Origin of the sequence: Ochrobactrum sp. BTU2 (assembly GCF_024539785.1) — a bacterium.
Taxonomy (GTDB): Bacteria; Pseudomonadota; Alphaproteobacteria; order Rhizobiales; family Rhizobiaceae; genus Brucella; species Brucella anthropi.
Genome location: NZ_JAHWRG010000005.1, coordinates 193039 through 217844 on the forward strand (window position 1 = coordinate 193039; position 24806 = coordinate 217844).

Below are 24806 nucleotides of genomic sequence, written 5' to 3' on the forward strand. Positions count from 1 at the left end.
TATCGTGCTGGCATATGGACGGAGAATCGTCCAATCATGTCGCAACAGGCTGAGTTTCCTCTGCGCCTGCCACGTTTTCACTATAGTTAGTGTTGTAACATCATTACTGCAATACACCAAATCGGGAGCGCCCTCGACGCGTTCCGCAAAAACTTTGCTAGGAAGAGGAGAAGCGAATGTCGAATGACCGGATGAAACCTCTGATGCTGGCTGCTGTGATCGGCCTTCTGGGCACGGGGCTTGCAGGCATTTCGGCTGACAGCGCTTTTGCGCAAAATCCGCCGAAGGCTGCGCCCGAAGAAACGCCGAGAAACGTTCAGGAAAAGCATGACAATGCTTCCAAGCCTGTGGAGGAAACCAAGCCTTCCGAGCAGACGCAGGATGCTGCCGGAGGCGTGACAGTTCCCGATTATCGCGACGATCGCTCGACGCCACAGGCCCTGATCGAATCCTATTACAATGCGATCAATCGCAAGGAATATACCCGAGCCTACGGTTATTATTCCGAGGAAGGGCGCGAGCCGGATTTCAAGACCTTTGTAAAAGGCTATGAGAATACCAAGAGCGTGAAAGTCGCGCTGCGCAAGACTGATCCTGATCCAGGCGCCGGACAGATCTACTGGAGCCAGCCACTGGCCATCGAAGCCGAAACGGCGGATGGCAAGAAGGAAGTCTTTACAGGCTGCTACACGATTCACCTCACAAATCCGGGCATGCAGGAAGAGCCGCCGTTCAAGCCGATGCAGATCATGACAGGGTCTTTGACCAAGTCACCGCTGGCATTGGAAAAGAGCGTGCCGGAGACCTGCGAAGCGCCATAAGAAGAATGGCAGAATAGCCCTTGACCTTACCACGATGGGAAGCCCCATCTTATGTTCAGTCCTAGTGGTCTGATTCCGACATTTGCATCCCTCGGATATGAGTGCTGAGCAAATGTCGGAGCAAAAAGACCACTAGTAACTTTGTGAATCTAGTGGGTTTTTCGAATTTGACGTTTGAAACGGGATTAATATCGGACGGATATCAAACGTCAAATTCAATCCACTATAAGGAGTGACTGAGTTGATGAAGTTTTCCATTCCCAAGATGAAGTGCGGCGGTTGCGCTGATAGCGTTACCGTCGCACTGCGCAAGCTCGATGCAACCGCACCAATTGAAATCGATCTCGACAAGAAAGAGGTCGAATTCGGCGGCAAGGTTTCGCAGGACGCCGTTCTTTCTGCACTGGCTGAGGCCGGTTATCCGGCATCGAACGCTCAATAATGTGATTTGAGGGCGCTTGTTTCAAAGTGCTGCGAACGATAGAGCCCATCCCGAAAAGCGTAAAACGGTTTCGGGCAGGCTGTGTGTCAAAACAGGCACCGAGATGCCGGGACGCGGAAGGCTTTCCGGCATCTTCATATCCAGATGCCGACAACTGTAGTGGGTATCAGTGAGCATAAATGCCGCAAATGCTGTGTTTCGTTGACTGGACCCCCGATTTTTGCCACATCAACGGCAAATCTCGTTTATGGTGCTCTTTGTGCGTCCAAAAGGATGCACGGCGCTCCAATGGCATGAAACATCGCATTCCGCGACAAGGAAGGGTTTAGGGCTATGGCAGCCGATTTCCAGGATCTTCGCACAAAGATGGTCGACAACCAGATCCGTACGACGGACGTAACCGATCTGGCAGTTATCGATGCTTTCCTGACCGTCCCGCGCGAGGCTTTTGTTTCCGCAGCCCGTCAGGTTCTCGCCTATATCGATGAAGACCAGCTTCTGGAAAGCGAAGGCAAGCAGCCTCGCTACCTTATGGAACCTTCGCCATTCGCCAAGCTCGTGCAGCTCGCCCGTATCAAGAACACCGACGTGGTTCTCGATGTCGGTTGCGGCACCGGATATTCGGCAGCCATCCTCTCCAAGCTTGCTGGCTCGGTGATCGGTCTGGAAAGTGATTCCGTATTGTCGGCTGCTGCGACTGCCCGTCTCGCTGAATTCGGCTATGACAATGTTGTGATCGTTTCAGGCGAACTGCAGGCAGGCTATCCGTCGGAAGCGCCTTACGATGTGATCGTCATTGAAGGCGCTGTCGATTTTGTTCCGGACGCACTTCTCAGCCAGTTGAAGGACGGCGGACGCCTCGTTGCCGTTGAAGGCCGGGGGAACGCCGGAGTTGCGCGGATTTACGTTAAAGAAAATGGTGTTGCATCGGGACGCGGTGTGTTCAACACTGCGGTTCGTCCGCTACCGGGATTCGAGCGCGTTCCGCAGTTCGAATTTTAATTTTAGTGGATGATACAATTCTGCAACGCTGCGGAATTTGTTTGTGCAAGCTCTGGCGGGGGCAATGGAAATAACCGAATTTAGAGGTTATTAGGATTTGCCCGAACCGATCGGTTCGATAGTTGGATTCGTTTGTTCTTAATATGAGGTACCCGGTGTTCAAAACGTGCAAAGGACTGGTAGCGGCCGCAGCATTGTTGTCTGGCACCATTTTAACGGGGCAGGCGGCGTTCTCGGAGACGTTAACCGGCGCTCTCGTGAAGGCCTACAAGAACAATGCTAACCTGAACTACTCCCGCGCAGGCGTCCGCGTCACGGATGAAGGCGTGGCCATTGCCAAGTCCGGTTATCGTCCGCAGATTACCGGTTCTTATAACGTAGGGCGTGGCAAGACACCTTCAAGTCAGGGTTATCGCACAACAGGCACGTTCGGCATCGAGCTGAACCAGATGCTGTTCGATGGGTTTCAAACCAAGAACAATGTCGCCGCCGCAGAAACACAGGTCTTCGCCCAGCGCGAAAATCTCCGCAACGAAGAGCAGAACAGACTCTATGAGGCGGTAACAGCCTATATGGATGTCTATCAGGCTCGCCAGATCGCTGTTCTGCGTGAACGCAACCTTGCAGCTTTGAACGAACAGGTTCGTGCGGCTCGTGCCCGTCTCGACGTGGGTGAAGGTACGCGTACCGACGTTGCGCAGGCAGATGCCAGCCGTTCGACCGCTGTAGCGGCGTTGAATTCCGCACGTGCGGATGTCAAGTCGGCAGAAGCAACCTATGTGCAGGTTATCGGCGTTCAGCCGGACAAGCTTGCGACCGCAGCCGCAGCCAAGAACCTGCCGAGCTCGCCAAATCAGGCTTTCTCCATTGCGACTGCCGGACACCCGGGCATTCTTGCGACCCAATATGCCGTTAATGCTGCTGGATATAACGTGAAGGCCAAGGAAGGTGCTCTGCTTCCGTCCGTCGGCCTTACGGCAAGCGCCAGCCACCTTGATACTTATTCCGGCGAGGGCGGCTCGCAGACCGATGGCAACTCGGCGTCCATCGGCGTCGGCGTCAGTATCCCAATCTATACCGGTGGCCGTAGTTCGGCTCAGGTTCGCCAGTCCAAGGAACAGCTCGGTCAGGCACGTATCGAAGTCGACGTCGTTCGCGATCAGGTTCGTCAGGCTATCGGCTCCGCATGGTCGCAGCTTGAAGCTGCCCGCGCATCGGTCAAGGCAAATCGTGACGGTATTTCCGCCGCACAGCTTGCTCTCGATGGCGTCATTGAAGAGCGCAAGGTTGGACAGCGCACGACGCTGGACGTTTTGAATTCGCAAAACGATCTGATCAATGCACAGATCGCTCTGGTCGAATCCGAGCGTAACGTTATTGTCGCCAGCTATGCTCTTCTTAATGCGACCGGTCGCATGACTGCCAGCCAGATGGGCTTGCAGGTCGCTCAGTACAAGCCGGAAGAGCATTACGAAGCCGTCAAGGACAAGTGGTTTGGTCTGCGCACACCGGACGGTCGGTGATTGCTTGCAAGCATAGTGAGAATTGAAAAGGCACCTTCGGGTGCCTTTTTGTTTGCTGCGATTCGATTTTGCAGCGCCCGCAATTCTTAACAAATCCATAAAGCTGTGAGTTTGATCCAGCTTGCCTTGGCCGGGGATTCTCAAACGGAGGATCGTCCGCTACCCTTAATCCATTGATTCTCTGTCTTTTGCAGACAATGTCGCAATACAGGAAAGCGGATAGTAGCCATGGCACAGACATCCAGCGCAGCGCGTGAACCGTCGATGGAGGAGATTCTCGCTTCCATCCGCAGGATCATTGAAGACAGCGATGTCACCCGTCAGCCAGCGCCGGTGGCAACGGCCTCTCCGGCTCGTGGAGAGGTTGCGGAGTTCCGTCGCCCGGTTGCCGAGCAACCTGTCGCACAGCCGGAAAAGCCAGCAATGATGCGCAACGTGTTCCAGGACGAACCGACATTGCGCGGCCCGATTGGCGAACCGGTGCAGGCAGCGCCGGAACCTGAAATCGAAGCCGATGACGAGGATGAAGTTGTTCTCAATGCCGAGAATGACGATCATTCTCACGCCAAGGCCGCGCAGTCTTTGGAACTGCCTGCCGACGCGGACATATCTCTGGAAGAAATCGACCTTTCCGTTGAGGCGGAAATCGCCGAAGCAGTCGACGCCTTGCTCGAACCGGAACTCGATGCGGACATGAAGCAGGAACCTGCAGCTATTGCCGAGCAGGAAACCCCGGTTCAGCCCGAGGCGGTAGCGCCAGTTACTGAGCTCGCTGCAAAGATGCAGCCTGCTGCTCATATGCTGTCGCAGATTGCCGAACGTCAGGTAGCTGCCGCATTTCAGGATTTGAACCATGTGGTTCGGGCCGAGCCACGCCGTTCGTTCGACGATATAGCTACGGAACTGTTACGTCCGATGCTGCAGGACTGGCTCGACAATAATCTGCCGACGCTTGTTGAGCGGCTTGTCCGGGAAGAAATCGAACGTGTGGTGCGTGGCGAGCGATAAACGGTATCAAGCCGATCCATTGAAATATTACCCGCCTGTGCAGCAGGCGGGTTTTCACTTTTAAAGTGACCGAAAGTGGTGCTGTCACTTTTAAAGTGATTTGTCTGCTGTTAGTTGCTATTGAGCCTTCAATCCATTCATCGCGCATAAAGACCGGATAATTCCATGCTTGAGAAGACCTATGACGCCGCGGCGATAGAGCCGAAAATTGCTGAACGCTGGGAAGAAGCGGGTGCATTCAAGGCGGGTGCAGGCGCGAAGCCGGGAGCCGATCCGTTCGCAGTGGTCATTCCTCCGCCGAACGTTACCGGATCGCTGCATATGGGCCACGCGCTCAACAACACGATCCAGGACATTATGGTTCGCTTCGAGCGTATGCGCGGCAAGAACGTGCTGTGGCAGCCCGGCATGGACCATGCGGGCATTGCAACGCAGATGGTTGTCGAACGCCAGCTGGCCGAACGGCAGGAGCCAAACCGCCATACCATGGGCCGCGAGAAGTTCATTGAACGCGTCTGGCAGTGGAAGGCCGAATCCGGCGGTATGATTTCCAACCAGCTGCGCCGTCTTGGTGCCTCGTGTGACTGGTCACGCGAGCGCTTCACCATGGACGAAGGACTGTCGCGCGCGGTTCTGGAAGTTTTTGTCTCGCTCTACAAGCAAGGTCTCATCTATCGCGATAAGCGTCTGGTCAACTGGGACCCGAAGTTGCTGACGGCAATTTCCGACATCGAAGTCGAGTCACGCGAAACGAAAGGTCATCTCTGGCATTTCCGTTACCCGCTTGAGAACGTTCCATTCGATCCAGAGAACCCGCATACCTACATCGTCGTTGCGACGACGCGCCCGGAAACCATGCTGGGCGATACCGGCGTTGCGGTTAATCCGAAGGACGAGCGTTACCACGCCCTGGTTGGCAACGATGTCGTGCTGCCGCTTGTCGGTCGCCATATCCCGATTGTTGCAGACGATTACGCTGATCCGGAAGCCGGTTCCGGCGCTGTCAAGATCACGCCCGCGCACGATTTCAACGATTTCGAAGTGGGCAAGCGGAATGAGCTGCGCGCTATCAACATTCTGACGACGAATGCGTCGATCACGATCAAAGACAATGTTGATTTCCTCGAAGGGCTGCAGCTGACACCGGAATTGAAGGCACTGATCCACGAACTCGAAGGGCAGGACCGCTTCGCAGCCCGCAAGCGCATCGTCGAGCTGATGGACGAGCGCGGTTATCTGGAAAAGGTCGAGGACCACACGCACGCTGTCCCACATGGTGATCGCGGCGGCGTTCCGATCGAGCCTTATCTGACTGACCAGTGGTATGTAAACGCCGGCGAACTGGCCAAGCCAGCAATGGCGGCGGTGCGCGAGGGCAAGACAAAGATCGTCCCGACGAATTGGGAAAAGACCTATTTCGACTGGATGGAAAACATTCAGCCATGGGCGGTTTCACGCCAGCTCTGGTGGGGACATCAGATACCGGCCTGGTACGGTCCAGATGGCCAGTATTTTGTCGAAAAGAGCGAAGAGGAAGCGAAAGCCGCCGCACGCGCTCACTATGGCGAAGACGTTGCACTTGAGCGCGACACCGACGTTCTCGATACGTGGTTCTCGTCGGCGCTTTGGCCGTTTTCGACGCTCGGCTGGCCGGACAAGACGCCGGAACTCGCAACCTATTATCCAACCAGTGTTCTGGTTACGGGTTTCGACATTCTGTTCTTCTGGGTTGCCCGCATGATGATGATGGGCCTCCATTTCATGGACGAAATCCCGTTCCATACGGTTTATCTGCATGCTCTCGTTCGTGACAAGCACGGCGCGAAGATGTCGAAGTCTAAGGGCAATGTCATCGATCCGCTGGAGCTGATGGATGAATATGGTGCTGACGCGCTGCGGTTCACCCTTGCCATCATGGCCGCTCAGGGTCGTGACGTTAAGCTCGACCCGGCGCGTATTGCCGGCTATCGCAATTTTGGCACCAAGCTCTGGAACGCAACGCGCTTTGCCCAGATGAATGGCGTGAAGCTTGATGCCGGCTTCAAACCGGAAAACGCCAAGCTTGCCGTCAATCGCTGGATTCTGACGGAACTGACCAAGGCAACGCGAGCCGTGACGGAAGGCATCGACACCTACCGCTTCAATGAAGCTGCGGGTGCTGCCTATCGCTTCGTGTGGAACCAGTTCTGCGATTGGTATCTGGAGCTGCTGAAGCCGATCTTCATGGGTGACGATGAAGCTGCGAAGGCAGAAGCACAAGCCACGGCAGCCTATTGTCTGGATCAGGTTTATAAGCTACTGCATCCGTTCATGCCTTTCATGACCGAAGAGCTTTGGACCCTGACCGCAGGTGAGGGACAGAAGCGCGATACGGTGCTGGCGCTTGCTGCCTGGCCGGAACTGTCGTTTGAGGACGAGGAAGCCGCGGCTGACATCAACTGGCTCGTTGATCTCGTCACTGGCATTCGTTCTGTCCGTGCGGAAATGAATGTGCCCGCCGGTGCGATTGCCCCGGTTGTCGTGCTGGATGCCAACGCGACAAGCGTAGAACGCTTCGCTCGTCACGATGCTGCCATCAAGCGCCTTGCCCGCGTGGAGAGTGTCTCGTTCGAGGCACAGGCTCCCAAGGGCTCAGCCCAGATGCTGCTTGATGAGGCGACAATCTGCATCCCGCTAGGCAATCTGATTGACCTCAAGGCTGAAGCAGCACGTCTCGCCAAGGAAGCCGGCAAGATTGCCGCTGAAATGGATCGTATCGAGAAGAAGCTCTCCAACGAAAAATTCGTTGCGAACGCGCGCGAGGAAGTCGTTGAGGCAGAGCGTGAGCGGTTGGCTGAGCTGAAGGAATCGGCGCAGCGTGTAGCAACTGCTGAATCACGCATCCGTGATGCAGGCTGATTTGACCTGACATCAGAAAACGACTCCCTATCGAATCAAACGCCCGACAGTGCATTTCACTGTCGGGCGTTTTTCATGCGGCTGGACGGAGTTTGGACCCGTTTCAAGGGTTGGACCGGCAGATCGAACTCTGGTTTCGATTGTTTTCGACCAATGTTGCGCTTTCGCAACAAGGCAAAAAAGAGGCGGAAAATTGGCCGATTTGGGCCTGATTTGCCATGTGTCGGGCGATTTTTGCTAATGAAGTGGCACGATATTTGATGTTTTAGCCATTTTTGACGAATGCTCCGAAAGTACGATGATGCTAATCCAAATTAATGCGACTTGCGGCCTGAATCCTTCCTGATTTACGTTTCCGTCAACGTTAATACCGTTGCTGTTTGGGAGGACATTATGAGTGTACAGCGCGTGAAAATGGCAGGAATGGTCGCAGCTCTCCTCGGAAGCGCGGTTGCTGCCAATGCAGGCGGCTTTGAGCGTAGCTCGCAGGATTTCGATATTCTCTTCGAAAAGGGAACAGCTGTCGAAGCTGGTGCGACGGTAGTTATGCCTCAGCGTAAACTGAAAAATATTCGTGCGAACCCCGGTGTTGCGACCCCGCCAGTCGTTCCTTATGGACCGGATCGGGGCAAGCCTTGGTCAACTTCAGTCGACGAAGCGAAGACTTACTGGGTACCAAAGGTATCTGCCAAGTTCGATTTGACCGACGATCTGGCTTGTGCCGCCCAATACCGGGAGCCATGGGGAATCGAGACCGATGTAGGCCTCAATACCCTTCGCTCCTTCACTGCGATTGAACAGAAAATTTCGTCGCGCGACTTTGGCTTAAACTGTTCGTACCGGTTTGCCGTCGGCGAAAAGTCGTATTTCAGAATTCTGGGCGGCGTTAGCTATCAGGAACTTAAGGGCTATCAAACTCGCCTGATCCCTCCGACGACCGCATTCAGAGGCAATTTCCGCGTCGCTACACTTGATGTAGAAGACGGCTCGGTTGGCTGGCGTCTGGGCGCGGCCTACGAAATCCCTGAATATGCGATGAGAGCGTCTCTCGTCTATCAGTCTGAGGTCAAGTACAACCTCGACGGTACGATTGACAATCTCATGCTGAACCCGCTCACAGGACAGGGCGTACCCTTGAATGTGACGAACGATATTGCTGCTCCACAGTCGGTTGAATTCAAGTTCCAGACGGGTATCGCACCAGATTGGCTAGCTTTTGGTTCGGTTAAATGGACCGACTGGAAGAGCATCCAACAGGCGACCTTCGTTTCGAATGGTAATCGCGGCCTGCCGGATGGAACCAAAATCACCTCGCTGGATCTGTACTATCAGGATGGCTGGACCGTTTCGGGCGGCGTGGGCCACAAGTTCAATGAACAATGGTCGGGTGCAGCAACCGTGACGTGGGATCGCGGCACCAGCACGGGATGGACGTCTCAGACCGACGTTTGGCTGTTTGGTTTGGGAGCCAACTACAAGCCGAATGACGTCGTTGATGTGCGTTTGGCTGGCGCTATCGGTTGGCTCGGCTCAGGCGAGTTGAGAGATTCGATCAGCACCGGCGATTTCGGTAATGATCTGGTCAGCGCTCTTTCGCTCACTGCAAAGGTCAAGTTCTAAGCTTGATGCATAGAAAACGAAAAGCCCGGCAATGCCGGGCTTTTTTGTTGAGGATCGTTTGTCTCAGGGCTGTTCCAGCCGCGCAAGCAATGAAGATGTGTCCCAGCGGCTGCCACCGATCTTCTGCACTTCCTTATAGAACTGGTCCACGAGGGCGGTCACAGGCAGAAGTGCGCCATTACGGTCAGCTTCCTCAAGGCAGATGCCAAGGTCTTTGCGCATCCAGTCGACGGCAAAGCCGAAATCATATTTGCCCTGGTTCATGGTGCCGGACCGGTTTTCCATCTGCCAGGAGCCAGCGGCGCCTTTCGAGATCACCGAGATCAGTTTTTCGATATCGAGACCAGCTTTCTTGCCGAAATGGATACCTTCGGCCAGTCCCTGAACGAGACCGGCAATGCAGATCTGGTTGACCATCTTGGCAAGCTGGCCCGAGCCGACCGGTCCCATGAGGCCGACCATACGCGCATAAGCATCGATAACTGGCCGGGCCCGCTCGAAAACGGCTTCCGGCGCGCCGACCATTACCGTGAGAATGCCGTTCTCGGCGCCGGCCTGACCACCGGAGACGGGGGCGTCGATGAAATGAAAGCCGCGCTTCTGTGCTTCGATATCCAGTTCACGAGCAACCTCCGCAGAGGCTGTTGTGTTGTCGATGAAGATCGCGTCCTTCTTCATGGTTGAGAAGGCGCCATCCGGGCCGATGGTTACGGAACGAAGGTCATCATCGTTGCCGACACAGGCAAAAACAAAATCTGCATCGCGCACGGCTTCGGCAGGTGTCGCGGCAAAGTTGCCCCCGAATTCCTTGGCCCATTTTTCGGCTTTTGCCGTCGTGCGGTTATAAACCGTGACGTCGTGACCGCCCTTGTTCTTGAGGTGAGCTGCCATGGGATAACCCATGACACCCAGGCCCAGAAAGGCGACTTTAGCGGATGTCGTCATTCGTTCATTCCTCTGGATATTTCTAGAAATCAGGTGAGAGGCGTCATAACGGCCGCCTGATAGGCCGGACGCTGTTTGAGGCGGCCATACCAGTCTTCAAGATGCGGAAGAGATGGGCGCTCAATTGGAAACTCAAACCAGGCATAGGCGTAGCATCCGGTGGGAATATCACCGATACCGAAGTTCTCGCCCGAGAACCAGGGAGCTTCCTTCAAGCCCTCGTTGGCAATCTGCATTGATTGCGCAAGGCCCTGAAGACCTTGTTCCAGAATGGCTGGATCGCGTTCAGCTTCCGGCAGCCGGATCAGATGCTTCATGACGTTGCTGAAATTGGTGTAGAAGGATGCGGAAGCCCAATCCATCCATTTTTCGGCCTGCGCGCGCTTGGCTGGATCTTCGATCCACAGTGTGCCTTTGCCGTAAGCTGCCGCGAGATACCGCGTGATGGTATTGGATTCCCACAGCACTGTGTCGCCGTCTTCCAGCAAGGGGATCAGCCCATTCGGATTGCGTGCGAGGTAAGCCGGATCTTTCAATCCACCGAACTGGCCACCGACATTGATCTGTTCATAGTCGAGATTGAGTTCGCGCGCTGTCCAGAGCGCCTTCTTCACATTCGTGGAATTGATACGACCCCAGATTTTCAGCATGACTCAACCTGTTACCTTACTGTTGGAAGCTGTATTCTAGAGCGCATCCCGAAAAGTGTGAAACGGTTTTCGGAAAAGATGCGCGTTAAAACAAATATTTAGAGCGCCGATCTGATCCAATCAGATCGAAATGCGCTCTAAACAGATCGCCCCCGGAAGCTGCAAGACTGCCGGGGGCGATATTTTGGTTTTATGCCGGTTTAGTGATCTCTAACGAATGAGATGGCGGGTCAGCCTTCGTTCGAGGAAATCCCAAACGTGCCGCAGGCATTCGACGATAAGCAGATAAATGACTGCAGCCCAGAGATAAGTCTGGAAATCGAATGTCCGCGAATAGGCGCGGCGCGTTTCACCCATCAGGTCAAGTACGGTGATGATAGCTACAATGGCCGAGCCCTTGATCATCAGGATGATTTCGTTGCCGTAAGGACGCAACGCCACGATGAGCGCCTGCGGAAGAATGACCTTCCAGAACGTCACACGCTTCGAAATGCCAAGCGCCGCAGCGCCTTCCCATTGGCCCAGCGCCACACTCTGGATAGCGCCGCGCAGGATTTCAGCCTGGTAGGCTGCCGTGTTGAGCGAAAACGCCAGAATGGCGCAATTCCACGCATCGCGGAAAAACACCCAGAGCCCGATGCTTTCCAGAAAAGGACGGAAGGTGCCGAAGCCATAATAGATAAGGAATGTCTGCGCCAGCAGCGGCGTGCCGCGGAAGAAATAGACATAGCCGAAAGCAATTCCGCGCAGCCAGCGATTGTTGGACATGCGCGCGGCCGTGATCGGTAGCGAGAGCAGGGCGCCTATGACAATCGATACGGCAACCAGTTTCAGCGTTATCAGAAGCCCGGACCAGTAGCGTGGCCCATAGGTTTCAAACAGATCGATACGCCATGCATTGTAGAGATAGATCGCAAGGCCAGCGAAAAGAAGGAACCAGAAGGCAACGATGATATGGCCGGCAATGCGCATCCGCGTCCATTGCTTGATGACGGGTGGCGGAGCCATCGCGGGAATTGTCGTAGTGGAAACAGTCTGGCTCATATCATGCACCTCGCGACCGGTTGGCGCCCGCATCAGCCCAGCGGGCAATGCGATTGATGAAGTAGGACGAGATGATTGCGAGAACCAGATAGAGCAGGCAGGCTATGCCGAAGAACAGAAATGGTTCCTTGGTCACGCGTGCCGCGATGGAGGTTTGCCGCAGAATATCGGACAATGTGATAACCGAAACCAGCGACGTATCCTTGAGCAGCACCAGCCAAAGATTGGCAAGGCCGGGCAGGGCGATGCGGATCAACTGCGGCAGGATGACCTTGCGCATGGTCTGCCAGTGCGACAGGCCAACTGCATAACCGCCTTCATACTGCCCGCGCGGAATTGCGCGAAACGCCGAAAGGAAGACTTCGCTCGAATAGGAAGAGAAGACGAAGCCTAGCGCAACCATACCGGCGCCGAACGCATTGATTTCCACATTCGCTTCGATGCCGAACAGACTGAGAAGCCGTTGCAACCCGAGAGAGGCGCCGAAATAAACGAGAAAGAGGGTTAGAAGCTCAGGCAAACCACGAAAGATCGTCGTGTAAATGTTTGAAGCGAGCCGGATCGATGGTTCGGTGGACTGCTTGCCGATAGCAACTAGAAATCCGAGTGCGAGACCAACGGGGAGTGTTGCGAGAGCCAGCGAGACGGTTACCAGAAGCCCCCAGGCAATACTGGCACCCCATCCGTCGGGGCCGAAACTCAACAAAGTGGCGTAGTGTTCCATGCGCCTATTCTTTTTCCTAAAGGCATTTGCCTATGTTTTTATCGCCTGCGAGGCTTTGCCCGGCAAGGCTTGTACGGCATGCCCATACAAATGTTTTGCGCCGATTTGCGGAAAGCAAACCGGCGCATAGGTGTCAGTTTTGATTAATTTTCGGCGCCATAAGCATCGAAGTCAAAGTACTTGTCGTTGACTTCCTTGTATTTGCCGTTTGCGCGGATCGCCTTGATGGCTGCGTTGAATTTTTCAACCAGCTCCGGACGGCCTTTCTTGAAGGCAACGCCAGCGCCCGGACCGTGGATCTCGATAACCGGCGGGAAAGTGCCGACCATCTTGCAGCAGGCGCCATCCGGCGACTTCAGCCATTCGGCCAGTGTCACGCTATCGTCGTTGACGGCGTCGAGACGGCCATTGGCGAGATCAAGACGGTATTCCTCAGCAGTCGGATAGGCCTTGATCGTGCTGTCGGTAAAAGTCTTTTCCGAGTAGTTGGAGTGTGTGGTGGAAACCTGAACGCCAATGGTCTTGCCAGCGAGGTCTTCCTTGGTCACACCCTTGATGTCGGTATCCTTGGGAGCTGCGATGCCGGGAGGTGTATTGTAATATTTGTTGGAGAAGTCGACCTGCTTCTTGCGCTCGTCCGTGATGGACATGGAGGCGATGAAGGCGTCGAACTTGCCAGCCTGAAGGGCAGGAATAGCGCCGTCCCATTCCTGGGTGACAAATTCGCACTGCGCTTTCATTTCTTCGCAGAGCGCCTTGGCGATATCGACGTCGAAGCCCGAGAGGGTGCCGTCTGGCTTGATGAAGTTGAATGGAGGATAGGCGCCTTCGGTGCCGATCTTGAGCTTGAGTGGCTCTTCTGCATTTGCAACACCGGCAGTCATGCTACCGATCGTAATTGCCAGCGCAGCAACAGATGCCGCAGCGGCGATACGCTTCAATACGCGCATTTTCAGTCCTCTCGTTTTGTTCTGGCTGGTTCCCTGATTATTTCTTCTGGTTCAGCCGCTTAAGGGGTAGTCACGACCGTGAAACTTTAAATTGCACGTTTGGTAGCGGATTCCCCCCGGCCACTACCAATAGATGGTTGAGCCGATCATGCGCAATATTTTTTCGCGCTTCCGTCCCCACCATCAGATCTGCAAACGATATTCCCACCATTTTGAGACGATTGGCAAGATGGTCTGCGTAATTAAATTGTGTGTCCAAGGGGGGAATTCCTCGGCGTTTTCTGCATGCCTTCACCGGAAAGCGGTGAATTGTGTTGTCAAAGAGGGGAATTATAGAGAGTCTCTCAGAGACCCATAACGCCTTCGATGAAATCGGCTATTTGCTCTATTTCATCGATGCCGAACACCGGCACTTTTTCGCCGGGTTGCTGCTGGTCGCTGGCAATGGCGACGATGGCGGGATCGTCAACGGAGAGAGCTGGCCCGGCATGGCCGCCTTCGCGACGCAGTTCGATTTTCTTGTGCGTTTCCCGCTTGTAGCCCTCGACCAGAATCAGATCGCAAGGCGCCAGCTTGGCCGCAATCTCCCATAGAGAAGGTTCTTCTTCGCCGAGACCTTCATGCATGATTGCGTAGCGCTGCGACGAGACGATAGCCACTTCCGCTGCTCCGGCCTTTCGATGACGCCAGGAATCGGTGCCTTCATGGTCGATATCGAAATTATGATGGGCGTGTTTGATGGTGGCGATACGGTATCCACGTGCCGTAAGGCATGCGACCAGACGTTCGGTCATTGTCGTCTTGCCGGAGTTTTTCCAGCCGGTAATGCCGAAAAGCTTCTGGTTCATTCCATTGCCTCAACCAGTTTTCGGGCGGCGACAAGATCGTCGGGCCGATTGATATTGAAGAACGGATCATATGTTTCCGGGCTATCACCAACGAAGGCAAGCGGAAAATCAACCGTTTCAAATCCGATATGTTCGGCGAATGCGAAGACGCTGGCCCTGCTGGTATTGGTAAGCCAGACGGTGAGTTCGTCAGCCAGTCCGGTTTCCCAAAGTCCGAAAATCGGATGGACCCGGTTAAGGGAACTGGCGAGAACGATCCGCGCCCCGGTTTGCTTCCGACGTGCAAGAAGGTGGTCCGCGAGGTCGCGAGGCAGGAATGGCGTATCGGCTGCTGTCGTTAGCAGTAATGAGGGCTCTTGTGCCTGCGTCAGCGCGGTCAGAATGCCGATCAGCGGGCCGCCATGTTCCGCCGGCAGGTCCTTGATCACCGGCACGCCGAGATCAGTCAGGCGGGGATCATCGCTATTCGCATTGATGACAAGCGCTTCGACCTGCGGTTTGATCCTTCTGACGACATGGGAAATGATAGTGCCGGTGCTGCCGAGCGGCTGAAGGAATTTGTCACCCGCAACGCCGCCTTGCTGCATGCGGCTGGAGAGCCCGCCAGCGATGATTGCGCCTGCAATCATGAGGGTTCCACGCCGGTCGGGATCGTCGCCAATGTGCTTTTGTTGCGTTCCCGCTTCTTCAACACGTTTTCACGATAGACCATATAGACGCCACTTCCGACCACCAGAACCGATCCCATGATCGTATATATGTCGGGCGCTTCGCCAAAAATCAAAGTGCTGAGGCCGATTGCCCACAGCAGGCTGGAATAGCGGAACGGCGAAACGAATGACACTTCGCCCTCACGCATGGCGAGAATGATGAAGTGATATCCGACGAGGAGAAGGACAGCGGCAATGGCCATGGCGCCGACTGCTGTAATTCCAACGGGCTGCCATCCGCCCATTGGAACGGTCAGCGCGCCGCCGGTCAATGTTATCGCGCCTGCGGTCAATGTCGAGAGATAGAGGGTCGGCACGTGAGCGGGCACACGGCGCGTGGCGATATCCCGCGTGGCGGCAAAACCTACGCTGGCAAGAAGTACAGCGACGGCAGCAAGGCTTGCAGCACCATCCGTTCCGGGCCGGATGATGATGAGGACCCCGACAAGACCGACAAGAATACAGGACCAGCGACGCCAGCCCACTTTTTCCTTCAGGAAGAGTGCCGCTCCAAGCGTCACGACAAGCGGCGTTGCCTGAAAGACCGCCGAACAGAACGCCTGCGAGAGATGGCCGAGCGAATAAATATAGGTGATGGTGGCGACAACTTCGCCTACGACGCGCAGGATCGTCATCTTTTCAAGCGACAGATTGCGCAATGCACCGTGGCGCCAGGCGAGCAAACCGATCAGCACCGTGGCGAATATGCCTCGGATCAGCATGTACTGTCCGCTGTTCATCTCGGTCAGGAGGTATTTTGTGATCGTATCGCCGATGGTGAAGGTGCCCATGGCGAGAAGCATGAAAATACTTGCGCGAAAATTTGCTGACTGCGGCACGATACAGAATCCAGTTTAAGATTGCATACCGTTTTAAAGTCGATCTCGCGACAATTATTTCGGGTTGTGTGCTTTTTTAAGTATAAATCGCTCAGCCGCCGGTAAGACTCATGTGGCGAGCAACCGCCGGGCGATTATGATCGCGGTCGATGATGAAATCATGGCCTTTCGGCTTGCGCGAAATAGCTTCATCAATGGCTTGGCTGAGCAGCAGGTCGCTTTCGCTTTCCCGCAAGGCCTTGCGCAGATCGGCGTCATCATTCTGGCCTAGGCACATATAAAGCATACCGGTGCAGGTAAGCCGGACGCGGTTGCAGCTTTCGCAGAAATTATGCGTCATCGGCGTGATGAAGCCGAGCCGTCCGCCTGTTTCCTCAATCGTAACATAGCGGGCAGGGCCGCCTGTGCGGTAAGGAATATCTGAAAGCGTGAATTGCTGCGACAGGTCCTCGCGCAGCTGCGAGAGCGGCAGATACTGGTCCGTACGGTCGAACTCGATCTCGCCCATCGGCATTGTTTCGATGAGCGTCATGTCCATGCCGCGGCCATGGGCCCAGCGGATCAGTTCGGGAATTTCGTGATCGTTGAAATCCTTCAACGCGACTGCATTGATCTTGACGCGGATACCGGCGCGTTGTGCGGCTTCAATACCCTCAAGAACCCGGGGAAGATCGCCCCAGCGGGTGATCTGGTGGAATTTTTCAGGATCGAGCGTATCCAGCGAGACATTGATACGGCGTATACCGCATTCTGCCAGTTCGTCGGCAAAGCGTGAGAGCTGCGATCCGTTCGTGGTCAGCGTCAATTCATCCAGCGCACCTGATTTCAGATGGCGCGACAGCTGCCGGATCAGGTGCATGATGTTTTTGCGCACCAAAGGCTCGCCACCGGTCAGGCGCAGTTTCCTGACACCCTTGTCGATAAAGGCGGTGCAAAGCCGGTCCAGTTCCTCAAGCGTCAGCAAATCCTTCTTGGGCAGGAACGTCATGTGTTCCGCCATGCAATAGGTGCAGCGGAAATCACAACGATCCGTCACTGAAACGCGAAGATAGGTAATGGCACGCCCGAAAGGATCAATCATGGGTCCAGTCGGGGAAACAAGTGGCTGGGCTTGGTTTGTGTACATCATTAAGCCGTTGTTTCCACAGGATGCGGAGGAATATCCGCGTCGTCTACCTAGAAATAGGATCTGCGAGCCTCAATGTCCAGTTTCACGCACGCGAAGCTCTTTCAATAATAACCGCGACTATTGCGATATTTTAACGCGGGGCCTATCAAAAGCTGGCGAAGAACCAAGCTGGAGAATGGTAATGAGTGAGGTCTGGCCGACTGAATTGCGTGTCTCACACGACCGCAAACTGCTGACTGTGGCGTTCGATGATGGCCAGAAATTCGAGCTGACCGCCGAGTTGCTGCGTGTCCTGTCGCCCTCGGCAGAAGTGCAGGGGCATTCGCCGGCACAGCGCATCACAGTTGGTGGCAAGCGGACCGTCGAAATCATGAAGATGGAGCCGGTCGGCAACTACGCCGTCCGCATAACGTTTGACGACATGCACGATACCGGCCTGTTTTCGTGGACCTATCTCCACAAGCTCGGCACCGAGAAGGACATGTTATGGCAAACTTATCTCGATGAGCTTGCCGAAAAAGGCCTGAAACGGGATCGTTGATCCCGCCTGCCGGTCAGTCTTTCTCCAGCATTTCGGATATGCGCCGCATCACATCGCCCATCGCGTTGCATTGCGCGTTCGTCGATTGCGCCATGACGCGGTCGATCAGGTCGGTATAGACTGTCAGCGCATGCCCCAGAAGCTTTTCGCCCTTGGCAGTTAGCGTCAGTCGTATCACACGCTTGTCTGCCGGGTCGCCCTCGCGCACCAGCAAGCCGCGCTTTTCAAGCTTTGGTAGCAGCATGGTGATGTTCGAACGCCCGACGAGAATGCGGCGCGCAAGATCATGCTGGGATTCGCCGGGGTGGCGATAAATATTCATCAGCACATCCAGATCGGCGATCTTGAGATCGAAGGCCGACAGTCCTTGGGCGAGGGCGCGTTCCACCGCTTTGCCGGCACGTGCAACGGCAATCCAGTTCTTGAAGCGCGGATTGTCCCACGGCAGTTTTTGAGTCTTGTCTTGCATTTTGTTCATTCTTGTACAATTATTTGTTCAGGATTGAACATAATTGAGGCCCTGTCATGACATCGATTTCTTTGCAGGTTACGCGATTCGGTCTGGGTGTGCTTGGCCGCATTGATGCCGACAAGGCAGGTCGCGCCGCGTTCAGGATTTTCTGTCGAACGCCAAGCCGCAAGCCGAAGACCAAGGCCTATGCCGCGCGGCTTGAACAGGCGAGCAATGAACTCCGTCAGGCAAAGCGGCTCGATCTGATTATCGATCGAGGGCTTATCGCAACCTATTTGTTCGAACCCGATATTTATGTGGGAAGAACGTCGCTTGTCGTTCATGGCTGGGGATCGCGCACAGCGGATATGATAGCGATCATTCGCGAGCTTGTTGCGCGTGGGGAACGAGTTGTCTCCATCGACCTGCCGGGGCATGGCGCATCGGCAGGCCGCACCCTCAACATGATACAGGCAATCGCCGCCGTTGATGTTGCGTGGCGCCAGTATGGTCCGTTCGATGCGATGATCGGTCACTCATTCGGCGGTGCGGTCATCGTCAATGCCGCAGCAGGTTCTCTCGGGTGCTACCAGTCACATCGCCCCGCAAAGCTGGTGACAATTGCTTCCCCGCACTCCATGGCAGGCGTCTTTGACGGTTTCGGCAAAGTGCTTGGGCTTGGTCGTGACGTGCGCAACGCAATGAAGGAGCAAGTCCGTCATCTCGCAGCGCGCCCGATCACGGATTTCGATACCGACGTTCATCTGCGCCGCATGACAATTCCGACGCTGGTCATCCACGCGCATGACGATAAGGAAGTTCCCGCCATCTGCGCGGAAATGGCCGGCAAGGCAGGCTCTCATGTCAGGGTGCACTGGGCGGATGGCCTTGGGCATCGCCGCATCATTGCGAGTGCTGAAGTGGCGTCCCTGGTAGCGGATTATCTTGATGACGGTCCGCGATTAAGGCTGGTTGCCTGATGATGTTTCGGTGAGAACAAGTTTCTCCCAACCTGCCATGGCGCCCAGTGCCGTTGCGGTGAGATCTTGCCGCGTTCCGCCATCGCGTGCGAGAATGGACATGCCGTTCTGGACTGTCGCGTAAAAGGTCGCAACCGCTTCGCAATTGACGGATGCGGGAATATGGCCGTCACGAATGCCGCGTTCGAGCCGCTTTTTCAGGATTTCGATATTGGTCTGGCGGTGATTGCGCAGCACGTCGCAGACTTTGTCGCTTGAATGCGTCCGATGAAGCGCATCCAGAGCAATCATGCAGCCCCGCGGCACGGATTCCTCGCAATAGGCATCTATCGTGGCAAGCAGAAAACGCTCGAAAGCCGCGCGAACATCCGGCGTTTCATCCAGTGTCGACCAGATTTCAATGCCCACTTCACCGGCATAAAGGGTGAGGGCTTCGAGATAGAGTTCTTCCTTGCTTCCGAATGCCGCATAGAGGCTTGGCGCATTGATGCCCATAGCCGTCGTCAGATCGGCCAGCGACGATCCGTCGAAGCCTTTTTCCCAAAATATCAACATTGCAGCACGAAGCGCTGTTTCGCGGTCGAAGCTACGGGGCCGTCCTTTTTCTGCCACGTGTGAACCTTTCTGTATCGATCATTAAATAAATCGCTTGACGGTTCTGTGCAAGCCTGTCAGCAATTATGTATCAATCGATACAGAAAGGAAATGGTATGTCAGCCGAAGCTTTGAACGGAAAGGTTGCCTTCATCACCGGCGGAAGTCGCGGCATCGGTGCAGCGATTGCACGACGGCTCGCGAAAGATGGCGCGACAGTTGTCGTCACTTATGTGAACGGCAAGGAAAAAGCTGAAGCTGTGGTTTCCGAAATCGTAGCCAATGGTGGCAAGGCTCTGGCGCTGAAGGCCGACAATCGCGACGCGAGCCAGATTGCGGCGGCAATCGAGAAAGCGGTCAAGGATTTCGGTCGTCTGGATATACTGGTCAACAGTGCTGGCATCTGGCATGCGGCCCCGCTGGAAGAGGTCACACTTGCCGACTTCGATGAGGTTATGGCTGTGAACTTCCGGGCTGTTTTTGCCGCCGTTTCAGCGGCCACACCACACCTTGGTGCTGGCGGACGCGTCATAACCATCGGCTCAAACCTCGCCGAAAGCGTGCCGTGGCCGGGCATCAGCCTTTATGCGGCAAGCAAGGCGGCGCTGATCGGTTTGACGAAAGGTCTGGCGCGCGACCTTGGTCCAAAGGGCGTCACGGTCAACGTCGTTCAGCCTGGCTCCACCGATACGGATATGAATCCGGCGGCTGGAGAACATGCCGAACAGCAGCGGGAGCTTATCGCAACCGGCAGTTTCGGTTCGCCTGACGATATTGCAAGTCTGGTGGCATGGCTTGCCAGCCCCGAAGGGCGTTTCGTGTCTGGAGCTACGCTCACGATCGATGGCGGCACAAATGCCTGAAACAAAAAGGGCGGCTTGCGCCGCCCTTTTTTTGCTTAGAGCTCTGATATGATTGAATCAGATTTGTGTTCTAAGCGTTTGTTTCGTCGCATTATCCTACGCAAAACCGCTTCGCACTTTTGCTGGAAATGCTTTAACCCAGATTGAGTTCCTTGAAGAAGTCATTGCCCTTGTCATCGATGACGATGAAGGCCGGGAAATCTTCCACTTCGATACGCCAGATCGCTTCCATGCCGAGTTCCGGATATTCGACAACCTCGACCTTCTTGATGCAATCCTGGGCCAGACGGGCAGCCGGGCCACCGATGGAGCCCAGATAGAACCCACGGTGCTGGCCGCAGGCTTCGCGCACCTGACGCGAACGGTTGCCCTTGGCGAGCATCACCATCGAGCCGCCAAAGGACTGGAACTGGTCCACATAGGAATCCATACGGCCTGCCGTGGTTGGCCCGAACGAGCCGGAAGCATAACCGGCAGGCGTCTTGGCCGGGCCAGCATAATAGATCGGGTGGTTCTTGAAATAATCCGGCATGGCTTCGCCGTTTTCAAGCCGCTCGCGAATTTTGGCATGGGCCAGATCGCGCGCCACGATGATTGGACCGGAGAGCGACAGGCGCGTCTTGACCGGGTGTTTCGACAATTCCTTGAGAATGTCCTGCATCGGCTGGTTGAGGTCAATCTTGACCACATGCGACGACAGTTTTTCCTCGTCGATATCCGGCATGTACTTGGCCGGGTTGGTTTCCAGCTTTTCCAGAAAGATGCCGTCCTTGGTGATCTTGCCCTTGGCCTGACGGTCGGCGGAGCAGGAAACACCAATGCCGATCGGCAACGAGGCGCCGTGGCGCGGCAGGCGAATGACACGGACGTCATGGCAGAAATATTTGCCGCCGAACTGAGCGCCGACGCCGAGAGACTGCGTCAGCTTATGGATTTCAGCTTCCATTTCGAGGTCGCGGAAAGCATGTCCGGTTTCGGAACCTTCGGTCGGCAAGCTGTCCAGATAGCGCGTTGAGGCAAGCTTGACCGTCTTGAGGTTCATCTCAGCCGAAGTGCCCCCGATGACAATTGCCAGATGGTAAGGCGGGCAGGCGGCTGTTCCCAGGCTCAGGATCTTGTCCTTGAGGAAGTCGATCATGCGGTCATGCGTCAGGAGCGACGGCGTTCCCTGATAGAGGAATGTCTTGTTCGCCGAACCGCCGCCCTTGGCAACGAAAAGGAACTTGTAGGCGTCTTCGCCTTCTTCATAGATATCGATCTGGGCAGGCAGATTGTTCTTGGTGTTCTTTTCCTCGAACATCGAAAGAGGCGCCAGCTGCGAATAACGCAGGTTCTTCTTGTTGTAGGCGTCGAGCACACCAGCGCCAAGCGCATCGGCATCACCGCCTTCGGTCCAGACGCGACGGCCCTTCTTGCCCATGATGATGGCCGTGCCGGTATCCTGACACATGGGAAGCACGCCGCCTGCTGCGATATTGGCGTTCTTCAGAAGATCGTAGGCGACAAAACGGTCGTTATCCGTTGCTTCCGGGTCTTCAAGAATATGGGCAAGCTGCTGCAGATGGCCGGGGCGCAGCAGATGGTTGATATCGGCAAAGGCCGCTTCCGAAAGTAGGCGAAGCCCTTCCGGATCAACAGTCAGGACTTCCTGTCCCTTGAACGTATCGACAGAGACATGATCGGAAGTCAGCTTGCGGTAAGGGGTGTCGTCTTCACCAAGAGGAAAAAGATCGGCGGCGCTTGCTTCTGCCATCGCGGTACCTCGCTTGCTTGCCAGCTGCGCCAGCCGGAGGTCGTCATCGTTTCCGGCTCGCGCGATATGTGTTGATCGAAGTTCCGAAGAAGAGCTTCGGAACCATAGTCTGTGGGGCTTTTAGCGCGATGCGGAGTGGATGCCACTGCGTCACTTTGTTCATTAAGGCATTCCGAGTTTGTCTCCCGAGAAGAAGCCTCAAACAATTGTGATGAACGCAAAACAGAAAATTGCTTCAGGAAACAATAGCGTTAAAAGTTTCTATACGAGATTGGTAAATTCTACGGGTGAGATTCGGACGGATTCGCTTTTGAGCGAACGCATTAACTTTGGCGGTTTGAAATGCAGTTTTCCAGACACTCGCAGATGGATGAAAAGAGCAGCGCCGCACGCGGACAAAATATCCGCCGCGCAGCCGCGATAGCTCTGGCAGCTTCGGTGTTTCTCCCTACGGCACAGGCTCAAGCCGCAAATTCGCTGATGGAACTTTTCCAACAGCGTCGCCAGCAGCAGGTGCAGCCAGCCCAGCCTGTTCAGCCGCAAGTCACTCCTCGCGCACCTGTAGCACCGAAGGCCGTTTCTGCTCCTCGTGCCGCTGTGCGCAGCCTTCCGCCAGTCCAGCGCGTGACCGTCAAAGGGCCGCAGATTTACGACTACAAGCCGGATACTCTGGTCAATATCGATTTCAGCGCGCTCGATATGCAGGTAACCGCAGCAACCGAACCAGTGACCGTCGATCCGCTGACATCGGGCATGTCGCCGATCCGTCCGCAGATTCGCGAAGAAACGCCGGGTCAGCGTGCCTTCGATGCAGCGACGAATTATCTGAAATCCGTGAATGTCAAAGCCGAGAAAGAGATCGCTCAGGCGATCGTCGACTATTATTCAAGTCAGCGCTCTTTCATGTGGTCGGCCGACGATAAAGTGCTCGACCGCGCCAAGAATGTTGCGGCTTTCTTTGCCCGTGCGGACGAAGATGGGCTCAACCCGGATGAATATGCAGTCACGATCCCCGCTGACAATTTCGATGGCGCTGCTGAATCTGAGCGCCAGCAGAAACTTGCAGAATTTGAAATTCGCATGTCTGCCCGCGCGCTGCGCTATGCCATCGATGCGGGTGAGGGACGTGTAATCGCGGACCGCCTCAGTGGTTTCCACGATCTACCGCGCAACCGCGTCGATCCGAAAGCCGTTCTCGAAAAGCTGGCATCGGAAAGCGATCCGGCTGCCTATCTGCATGGTTTCCAACCGAGCAATGAGCAATATGCGGCGTTGAAGCGCGAGCTTGCGAATACCGAGCCGCCATCTGCCGAGCCAATCCGCATCTCGCTGAATGGCATCATCAAGCCGGGCGATACCAATGACCAGCTCAGCAAGGTGGTTGCGCTGATTTCGAGACATGCGCCTGCTGGCTATCTGGCACAGCACAAGCAAGTGCTGGACACGCATGCGAGCGGCGACGTCTATGATCCGGAACTGGTTTCTGCAATCAAGGATTATCAGAAGCTTTCGGGCAGCACGCCGGACGGCGTCATCGGTCGCAATACGCTTTCCGCACTTCAAGGCGAGCAATCTTCCATCAAACGCGACCGTATCCTTTATTCCATGGAGCGCCTGCGCTGGCTGCCGCATGATTTCGGCACGCGTTACGTGATGGTCAATCAGCCGGCTTACCGTGCCGAATATTTCGAGGACGGAAAAGAGAAGCTGGCCATGAATGTGGTTATCGGCTCTCCAACCCATCAGACCTACTTCTTCTACAACAAGGTCCAGACGGTCGTTTTCAATCCGTCATGGGGCGTGCCGCGCTCGATCATCCTGAACGAGATGCTGCCCAAGGTCATGCGTGATACGAGCTATCTCGACCGCAATGGTTACGAGGTCTATGCAGGCGGCAAGAAGGTTTCCGCCAGTGCCGTCAACTGGAGTGCAGTTGCCGCGGGTAAAGCCCATGTCGGTATTCGCCAGAAGCCGAGCCTCGACAATGCGCTGGGCGAACTCAAAATTCTGTTCCCGAATGCGCATGATATCTACATGCACGACACTCCGGCCAAATCCTATTTCAGCCGCGATATGCGTGCCCTGAGCCATGGCTGCATTCGTCTGGAACGCCCACGTGACATGGCGGCGGCGGTTCTGGGGACATCGGTGACGGATCTGGAAAAATATTTCGGCAAGAATGAGCGCGGCATCAAGGTCAAGGAACCTGTGCCTGTCTTCATTTCCTATTTCACTGCATGGCCGGAAGCGGATGGAAAAATCCATTATTACGGCGATGTTTACGACCGTGATTCCGGATTGCAGAAAGCATTCGACAAGACGGCAGGTTCGCGCCTCGCAGCGCTCTGAAATCCCTCCCGTATCAAAACAGAACGGTAATCATTGATGGGTGATTGCCGTTTTTCTTTGCGATCAGAAGCTGTTGGGGAGAAGATCGAAATCTCTTTGGAAACAGGCTTGCGAGACGCTTG

At 55.3% G+C, this 24806-nt stretch carries 23 protein-coding genes; 11 read left to right on the forward strand and 12 right to left on the reverse strand.

Going from position 1 to position 24806, the window contains the following annotated elements; translation table 11 throughout:
• Positions 1 to 176 precede the first annotated feature (176 nt).
• The 7 genes from KWJ32_RS16785 to KWJ32_RS16815 all read left to right on the forward strand — a co-directional run bounded on the left by KWJ32_RS16785 (position 177) and on the right by KWJ32_RS16815 (position 9314).
• A complete protein-coding gene (locus tag KWJ32_RS16785; protein WP_012092125.1) occupies positions 177 to 821 on the forward strand; it encodes a hypothetical protein in 645 nt (214 codons plus the stop codon).
• A 241-nt stretch (positions 822 to 1062) separates the two neighbouring features.
• Positions 1063 to 1263 carry a heavy-metal-associated domain-containing protein gene (locus KWJ32_RS16790; protein WP_010661294.1) on the forward strand — a complete coding sequence of 67 codons (201 nt, stop codon included), beginning with the start codon at positions 1063 to 1065 and terminating at the stop codon, positions 1261 to 1263.
• Between the two features lie 333 nt (positions 1264 to 1596).
• Positions 1597 to 2265: a protein-L-isoaspartate O-methyltransferase gene (locus tag KWJ32_RS16795; RefSeq protein ID WP_012092123.1), complete on the forward strand. Its 669-nt coding sequence runs from the start codon at positions 1597 to 1599 to the stop codon at positions 2263 to 2265.
• 143 nt (positions 2266 to 2408) lie between these two features.
• Positions 2409 to 3788: a TolC family outer membrane protein gene (locus KWJ32_RS16800; protein ID WP_010661296.1), complete on the forward strand. Its 1380-nt coding sequence runs from the start codon at positions 2409 to 2411 to the stop codon at positions 3786 to 3788.
• Between the two features lie 228 nt (positions 3789 to 4016).
• Positions 4017 to 4796 (forward strand): PopZ family protein, encoded by a 780-nt coding sequence (locus KWJ32_RS16805; RefSeq protein ID WP_151609905.1) that lies wholly within the window; start codon positions 4017 to 4019, stop codon positions 4794 to 4796.
• A gap of 165 nt (positions 4797 to 4961) precedes the next feature.
• A complete protein-coding gene (locus tag KWJ32_RS16810; protein WP_012092120.1) occupies positions 4962 to 7694 on the forward strand; it encodes a valine--tRNA ligase in 2733 nt (910 codons plus the stop codon).
• A gap of 546 nt (positions 7695 to 8240) precedes the next feature.
• Positions 8241 to 9314: an OmpP1/FadL family transporter gene (locus tag KWJ32_RS16815; RefSeq protein WP_255412149.1), complete on the forward strand. Its 1074-nt coding sequence runs from the start codon at positions 8241 to 8243 to the stop codon at positions 9312 to 9314.
• 63 nt (positions 9315 to 9377) lie between these two features.
• On the opposite strand, the gene KWJ32_RS16820 is transcribed toward KWJ32_RS16815, so the two are convergent.
• From KWJ32_RS16820 to moaA, 9 genes are all read right to left on the reverse strand, one after another.
• Positions 9378 to 10259 (reverse strand): NAD(P)-dependent oxidoreductase, encoded by an 882-nt coding sequence (locus tag KWJ32_RS16820; RefSeq protein ID WP_012092118.1) that lies wholly within the window; start codon positions 10257 to 10259, stop codon positions 9378 to 9380.
• A 29-nt stretch (positions 10260 to 10288) separates the two neighbouring features.
• Positions 10289 to 10909, reverse strand: a complete 621-nt coding sequence (locus KWJ32_RS16825; protein ID WP_012092117.1) for a glutathione S-transferase — start codon at positions 10907 to 10909, stop codon at positions 10289 to 10291.
• 210 nt (positions 10910 to 11119) lie between these two features.
• Positions 11120 to 11953 carry an ABC transporter permease gene (locus tag KWJ32_RS16830; protein WP_012092116.1) on the reverse strand — a complete coding sequence of 278 codons (834 nt, stop codon included), beginning with the start codon at positions 11951 to 11953 and terminating at the stop codon, positions 11120 to 11122.
• Position 11954: 1 nt separating this feature from the next.
• Positions 11955 to 12677, reverse strand: a complete 723-nt coding sequence (locus tag KWJ32_RS16835) for an ABC transporter permease (RefSeq protein WP_010661303.1) — start codon at positions 12675 to 12677, stop codon at positions 11955 to 11957.
• Between the two features lie 143 nt (positions 12678 to 12820).
• On the reverse strand, positions 12821 to 13627 hold the full coding sequence (locus KWJ32_RS16840; protein ID WP_010661304.1) for an ABC transporter substrate-binding protein: 807 nt from the start codon (positions 13625 to 13627) through the stop codon (positions 12821 to 12823).
• A 344-nt stretch (positions 13628 to 13971) separates the two neighbouring features.
• Positions 13972 to 14475 (reverse strand): molybdopterin-guanine dinucleotide biosynthesis protein B, encoded by a 504-nt coding sequence (mobB, locus tag KWJ32_RS16845; protein WP_043062073.1) that lies wholly within the window; start codon positions 14473 to 14475, stop codon positions 13972 to 13974.
• Positions 14472 to 15104, reverse strand: coding sequence for a molybdenum cofactor guanylyltransferase (gene mobA / locus KWJ32_RS16850; protein ID WP_151609906.1), 633 nt, complete (start codon positions 15102 to 15104; stop codon positions 14472 to 14474). Before mobA ends, mobB begins: the two co-directional genes overlap by 4 nt.
• On the reverse strand, positions 15101 to 15988 hold the full coding sequence (locus KWJ32_RS16855) for a DMT family transporter (protein WP_012092113.1): 888 nt from the start codon (positions 15986 to 15988) through the stop codon (positions 15101 to 15103). The genes mobA and KWJ32_RS16855 overlap by 4 nt, the downstream gene beginning before the upstream one ends.
• Before the next feature lie 127 nt (positions 15989 to 16115).
• Positions 16116 to 17105: a GTP 3',8-cyclase MoaA gene (moaA, locus tag KWJ32_RS16860; RefSeq protein WP_029924909.1), complete on the reverse strand. Its 990-nt coding sequence runs from the start codon at positions 17103 to 17105 to the stop codon at positions 16116 to 16118.
• Positions 17106 to 17334: 229 nt separating this feature from the next.
• Between moaA and KWJ32_RS16865 the strand changes: the two genes are divergently transcribed.
• A complete protein-coding gene (locus KWJ32_RS16865) occupies positions 17335 to 17694 on the forward strand; it encodes a DUF971 domain-containing protein (protein WP_012092111.1) in 360 nt (119 codons plus the stop codon).
• Between the two features lie 13 nt (positions 17695 to 17707).
• Here KWJ32_RS16865 and KWJ32_RS16870 read toward each other — a convergent pair whose 3' ends face one another.
• Positions 17708 to 18172, reverse strand: coding sequence for a MarR family transcriptional regulator (locus KWJ32_RS16870; protein ID WP_151609908.1), 465 nt, complete (start codon positions 18170 to 18172; stop codon positions 17708 to 17710).
• A gap of 47 nt (positions 18173 to 18219) precedes the next feature.
• On the opposite strand from KWJ32_RS16870, the gene KWJ32_RS16875 reads away from it, so the two are divergent.
• The gene (locus tag KWJ32_RS16875) at positions 18220 to 19125 is read left to right on the forward strand and encodes an alpha/beta hydrolase (RefSeq protein ID WP_012092109.1); all 906 of its coding nucleotides are present in this window, start codon (positions 18220 to 18222) and stop codon (positions 19123 to 19125) included.
• Here KWJ32_RS16875 and KWJ32_RS16880 read toward each other — a convergent pair.
• Positions 19108 to 19737 carry a TetR/AcrR family transcriptional regulator gene (locus tag KWJ32_RS16880; RefSeq protein WP_012092108.1) on the reverse strand — a complete coding sequence of 210 codons (630 nt, stop codon included), beginning with the start codon at positions 19735 to 19737 and terminating at the stop codon, positions 19108 to 19110. The genes KWJ32_RS16875 and KWJ32_RS16880 overlap by 18 nt on opposite strands.
• Before the next feature lie 98 nt (positions 19738 to 19835).
• Here KWJ32_RS16880 and KWJ32_RS16885 point away from each other — a divergent pair, with 98 nt between their 5' ends.
• Positions 19836 to 20582, forward strand: coding sequence for a 3-oxoacyl-ACP reductase family protein (locus tag KWJ32_RS16885; protein ID WP_012092107.1), 747 nt, complete (start codon positions 19836 to 19838; stop codon positions 20580 to 20582).
• 133 nt (positions 20583 to 20715) lie between these two features.
• On the opposite strand, the gene KWJ32_RS16890 is transcribed toward KWJ32_RS16885, so the two are convergent.
• The gene (locus tag KWJ32_RS16890) at positions 20716 to 22335 is read right to left on the reverse strand and encodes a fumarate hydratase (RefSeq protein ID WP_012092106.1); all 1620 of its coding nucleotides are present in this window, start codon (positions 22333 to 22335) and stop codon (positions 20716 to 20718) included.
• A 342-nt stretch (positions 22336 to 22677) separates the two neighbouring features.
• Between KWJ32_RS16890 and KWJ32_RS16895 the strand changes: the two genes are divergently transcribed.
• Positions 22678 to 24684: a murein L,D-transpeptidase gene (locus tag KWJ32_RS16895; protein WP_012092105.1), complete on the forward strand. Its 2007-nt coding sequence runs from the start codon at positions 22678 to 22680 to the stop codon at positions 24682 to 24684.
• The last annotated feature ends 122 nt before the right edge of the window (positions 24685 to 24806 follow it).

Coding starts and splice junctions, on each gene's coding strand:
- KWJ32_RS16805 (WP_151609905.1), top strand. CDS start 4,017: ATGGCACAGACATCCAGCGCAGCGCGTGAACCGTCGATGGAGGAGATT.
- KWJ32_RS16865 (WP_012092111.1), top strand. CDS start 17,335: ATGAGTGAGGTCTGGCCGACTGAATTGCGTGTCTCACACGACCGCAAA.
- KWJ32_RS16795 (WP_012092123.1), top strand. CDS start 1,597: ATGGCAGCCGATTTCCAGGATCTTCGCACAAAGATGGTCGACAACCAG.
- moaA (WP_029924909.1), bottom strand. CDS start 17,105: ATGATTGATCCTTTCGGGCGTGCCATTACCTATCTTCGCGTTTCAGTG.
- KWJ32_RS16875 (WP_012092109.1), top strand. CDS start 18,220: ATGACATCGATTTCTTTGCAGGTTACGCGATTCGGTCTGGGTGTGCTT.
- KWJ32_RS16785 (WP_012092125.1), top strand. CDS start 177: ATGTCGAATGACCGGATGAAACCTCTGATGCTGGCTGCTGTGATCGGC.
- mobA (WP_151609906.1), bottom strand. CDS start 15,104: ATGATTGCAGGCGCAATCATCGCTGGCGGGCTCTCCAGCCGCATGCAG.
- KWJ32_RS16830 (WP_012092116.1), bottom strand. CDS start 11,953: ATGAGCCAGACTGTTTCCACTACGACAATTCCCGCGATGGCTCCGCCA.
- KWJ32_RS16890 (WP_012092106.1), bottom strand. CDS start 22,335: ATGGCAGAAGCAAGCGCCGCCGATCTTTTTCCTCTTGGTGAAGACGAC.
- KWJ32_RS16815 (WP_255412149.1), top strand. CDS start 8,241: ATGCCTCAGCGTAAACTGAAAAATATTCGTGCGAACCCCGGTGTTGCG.
- KWJ32_RS16800 (WP_010661296.1), top strand. CDS start 2,409: ATGAGGTACCCGGTGTTCAAAACGTGCAAAGGACTGGTAGCGGCCGCA.
- mobB (WP_043062073.1), bottom strand. CDS start 14,475: ATGAACCAGAAGCTTTTCGGCATTACCGGCTGGAAAAACTCCGGCAAG.
- KWJ32_RS16825 (WP_012092117.1), bottom strand. CDS start 10,909: ATGCTGAAAATCTGGGGTCGTATCAATTCCACGAATGTGAAGAAGGCG.
- KWJ32_RS16870 (WP_151609908.1), bottom strand. CDS start 18,172: ATGAACAAAATGCAAGACAAGACTCAAAAACTGCCGTGGGACAATCCG.
- KWJ32_RS16810 (WP_012092120.1), top strand. CDS start 4,962: ATGCTTGAGAAGACCTATGACGCCGCGGCGATAGAGCCGAAAATTGCT.
- KWJ32_RS16835 (WP_010661303.1), bottom strand. CDS start 12,677: ATGGAACACTACGCCACTTTGTTGAGTTTCGGCCCCGACGGATGGGGT.
- KWJ32_RS16820 (WP_012092118.1), bottom strand. CDS start 10,259: ATGACGACATCCGCTAAAGTCGCCTTTCTGGGCCTGGGTGTCATGGGT.
- KWJ32_RS16855 (WP_012092113.1), bottom strand. CDS start 15,988: ATGCTTCTCGCCATGGGCACCTTCACCATCGGCGATACGATCACAAAA.
- KWJ32_RS16840 (WP_010661304.1), bottom strand. CDS start 13,627: ATGCGCGTATTGAAGCGTATCGCCGCTGCGGCATCTGTTGCTGCGCTG.
- KWJ32_RS16895 (WP_012092105.1), top strand. CDS start 22,678: ATGCAGTTTTCCAGACACTCGCAGATGGATGAAAAGAGCAGCGCCGCA.
- KWJ32_RS16885 (WP_012092107.1), top strand. CDS start 19,836: ATGTCAGCCGAAGCTTTGAACGGAAAGGTTGCCTTCATCACCGGCGGA.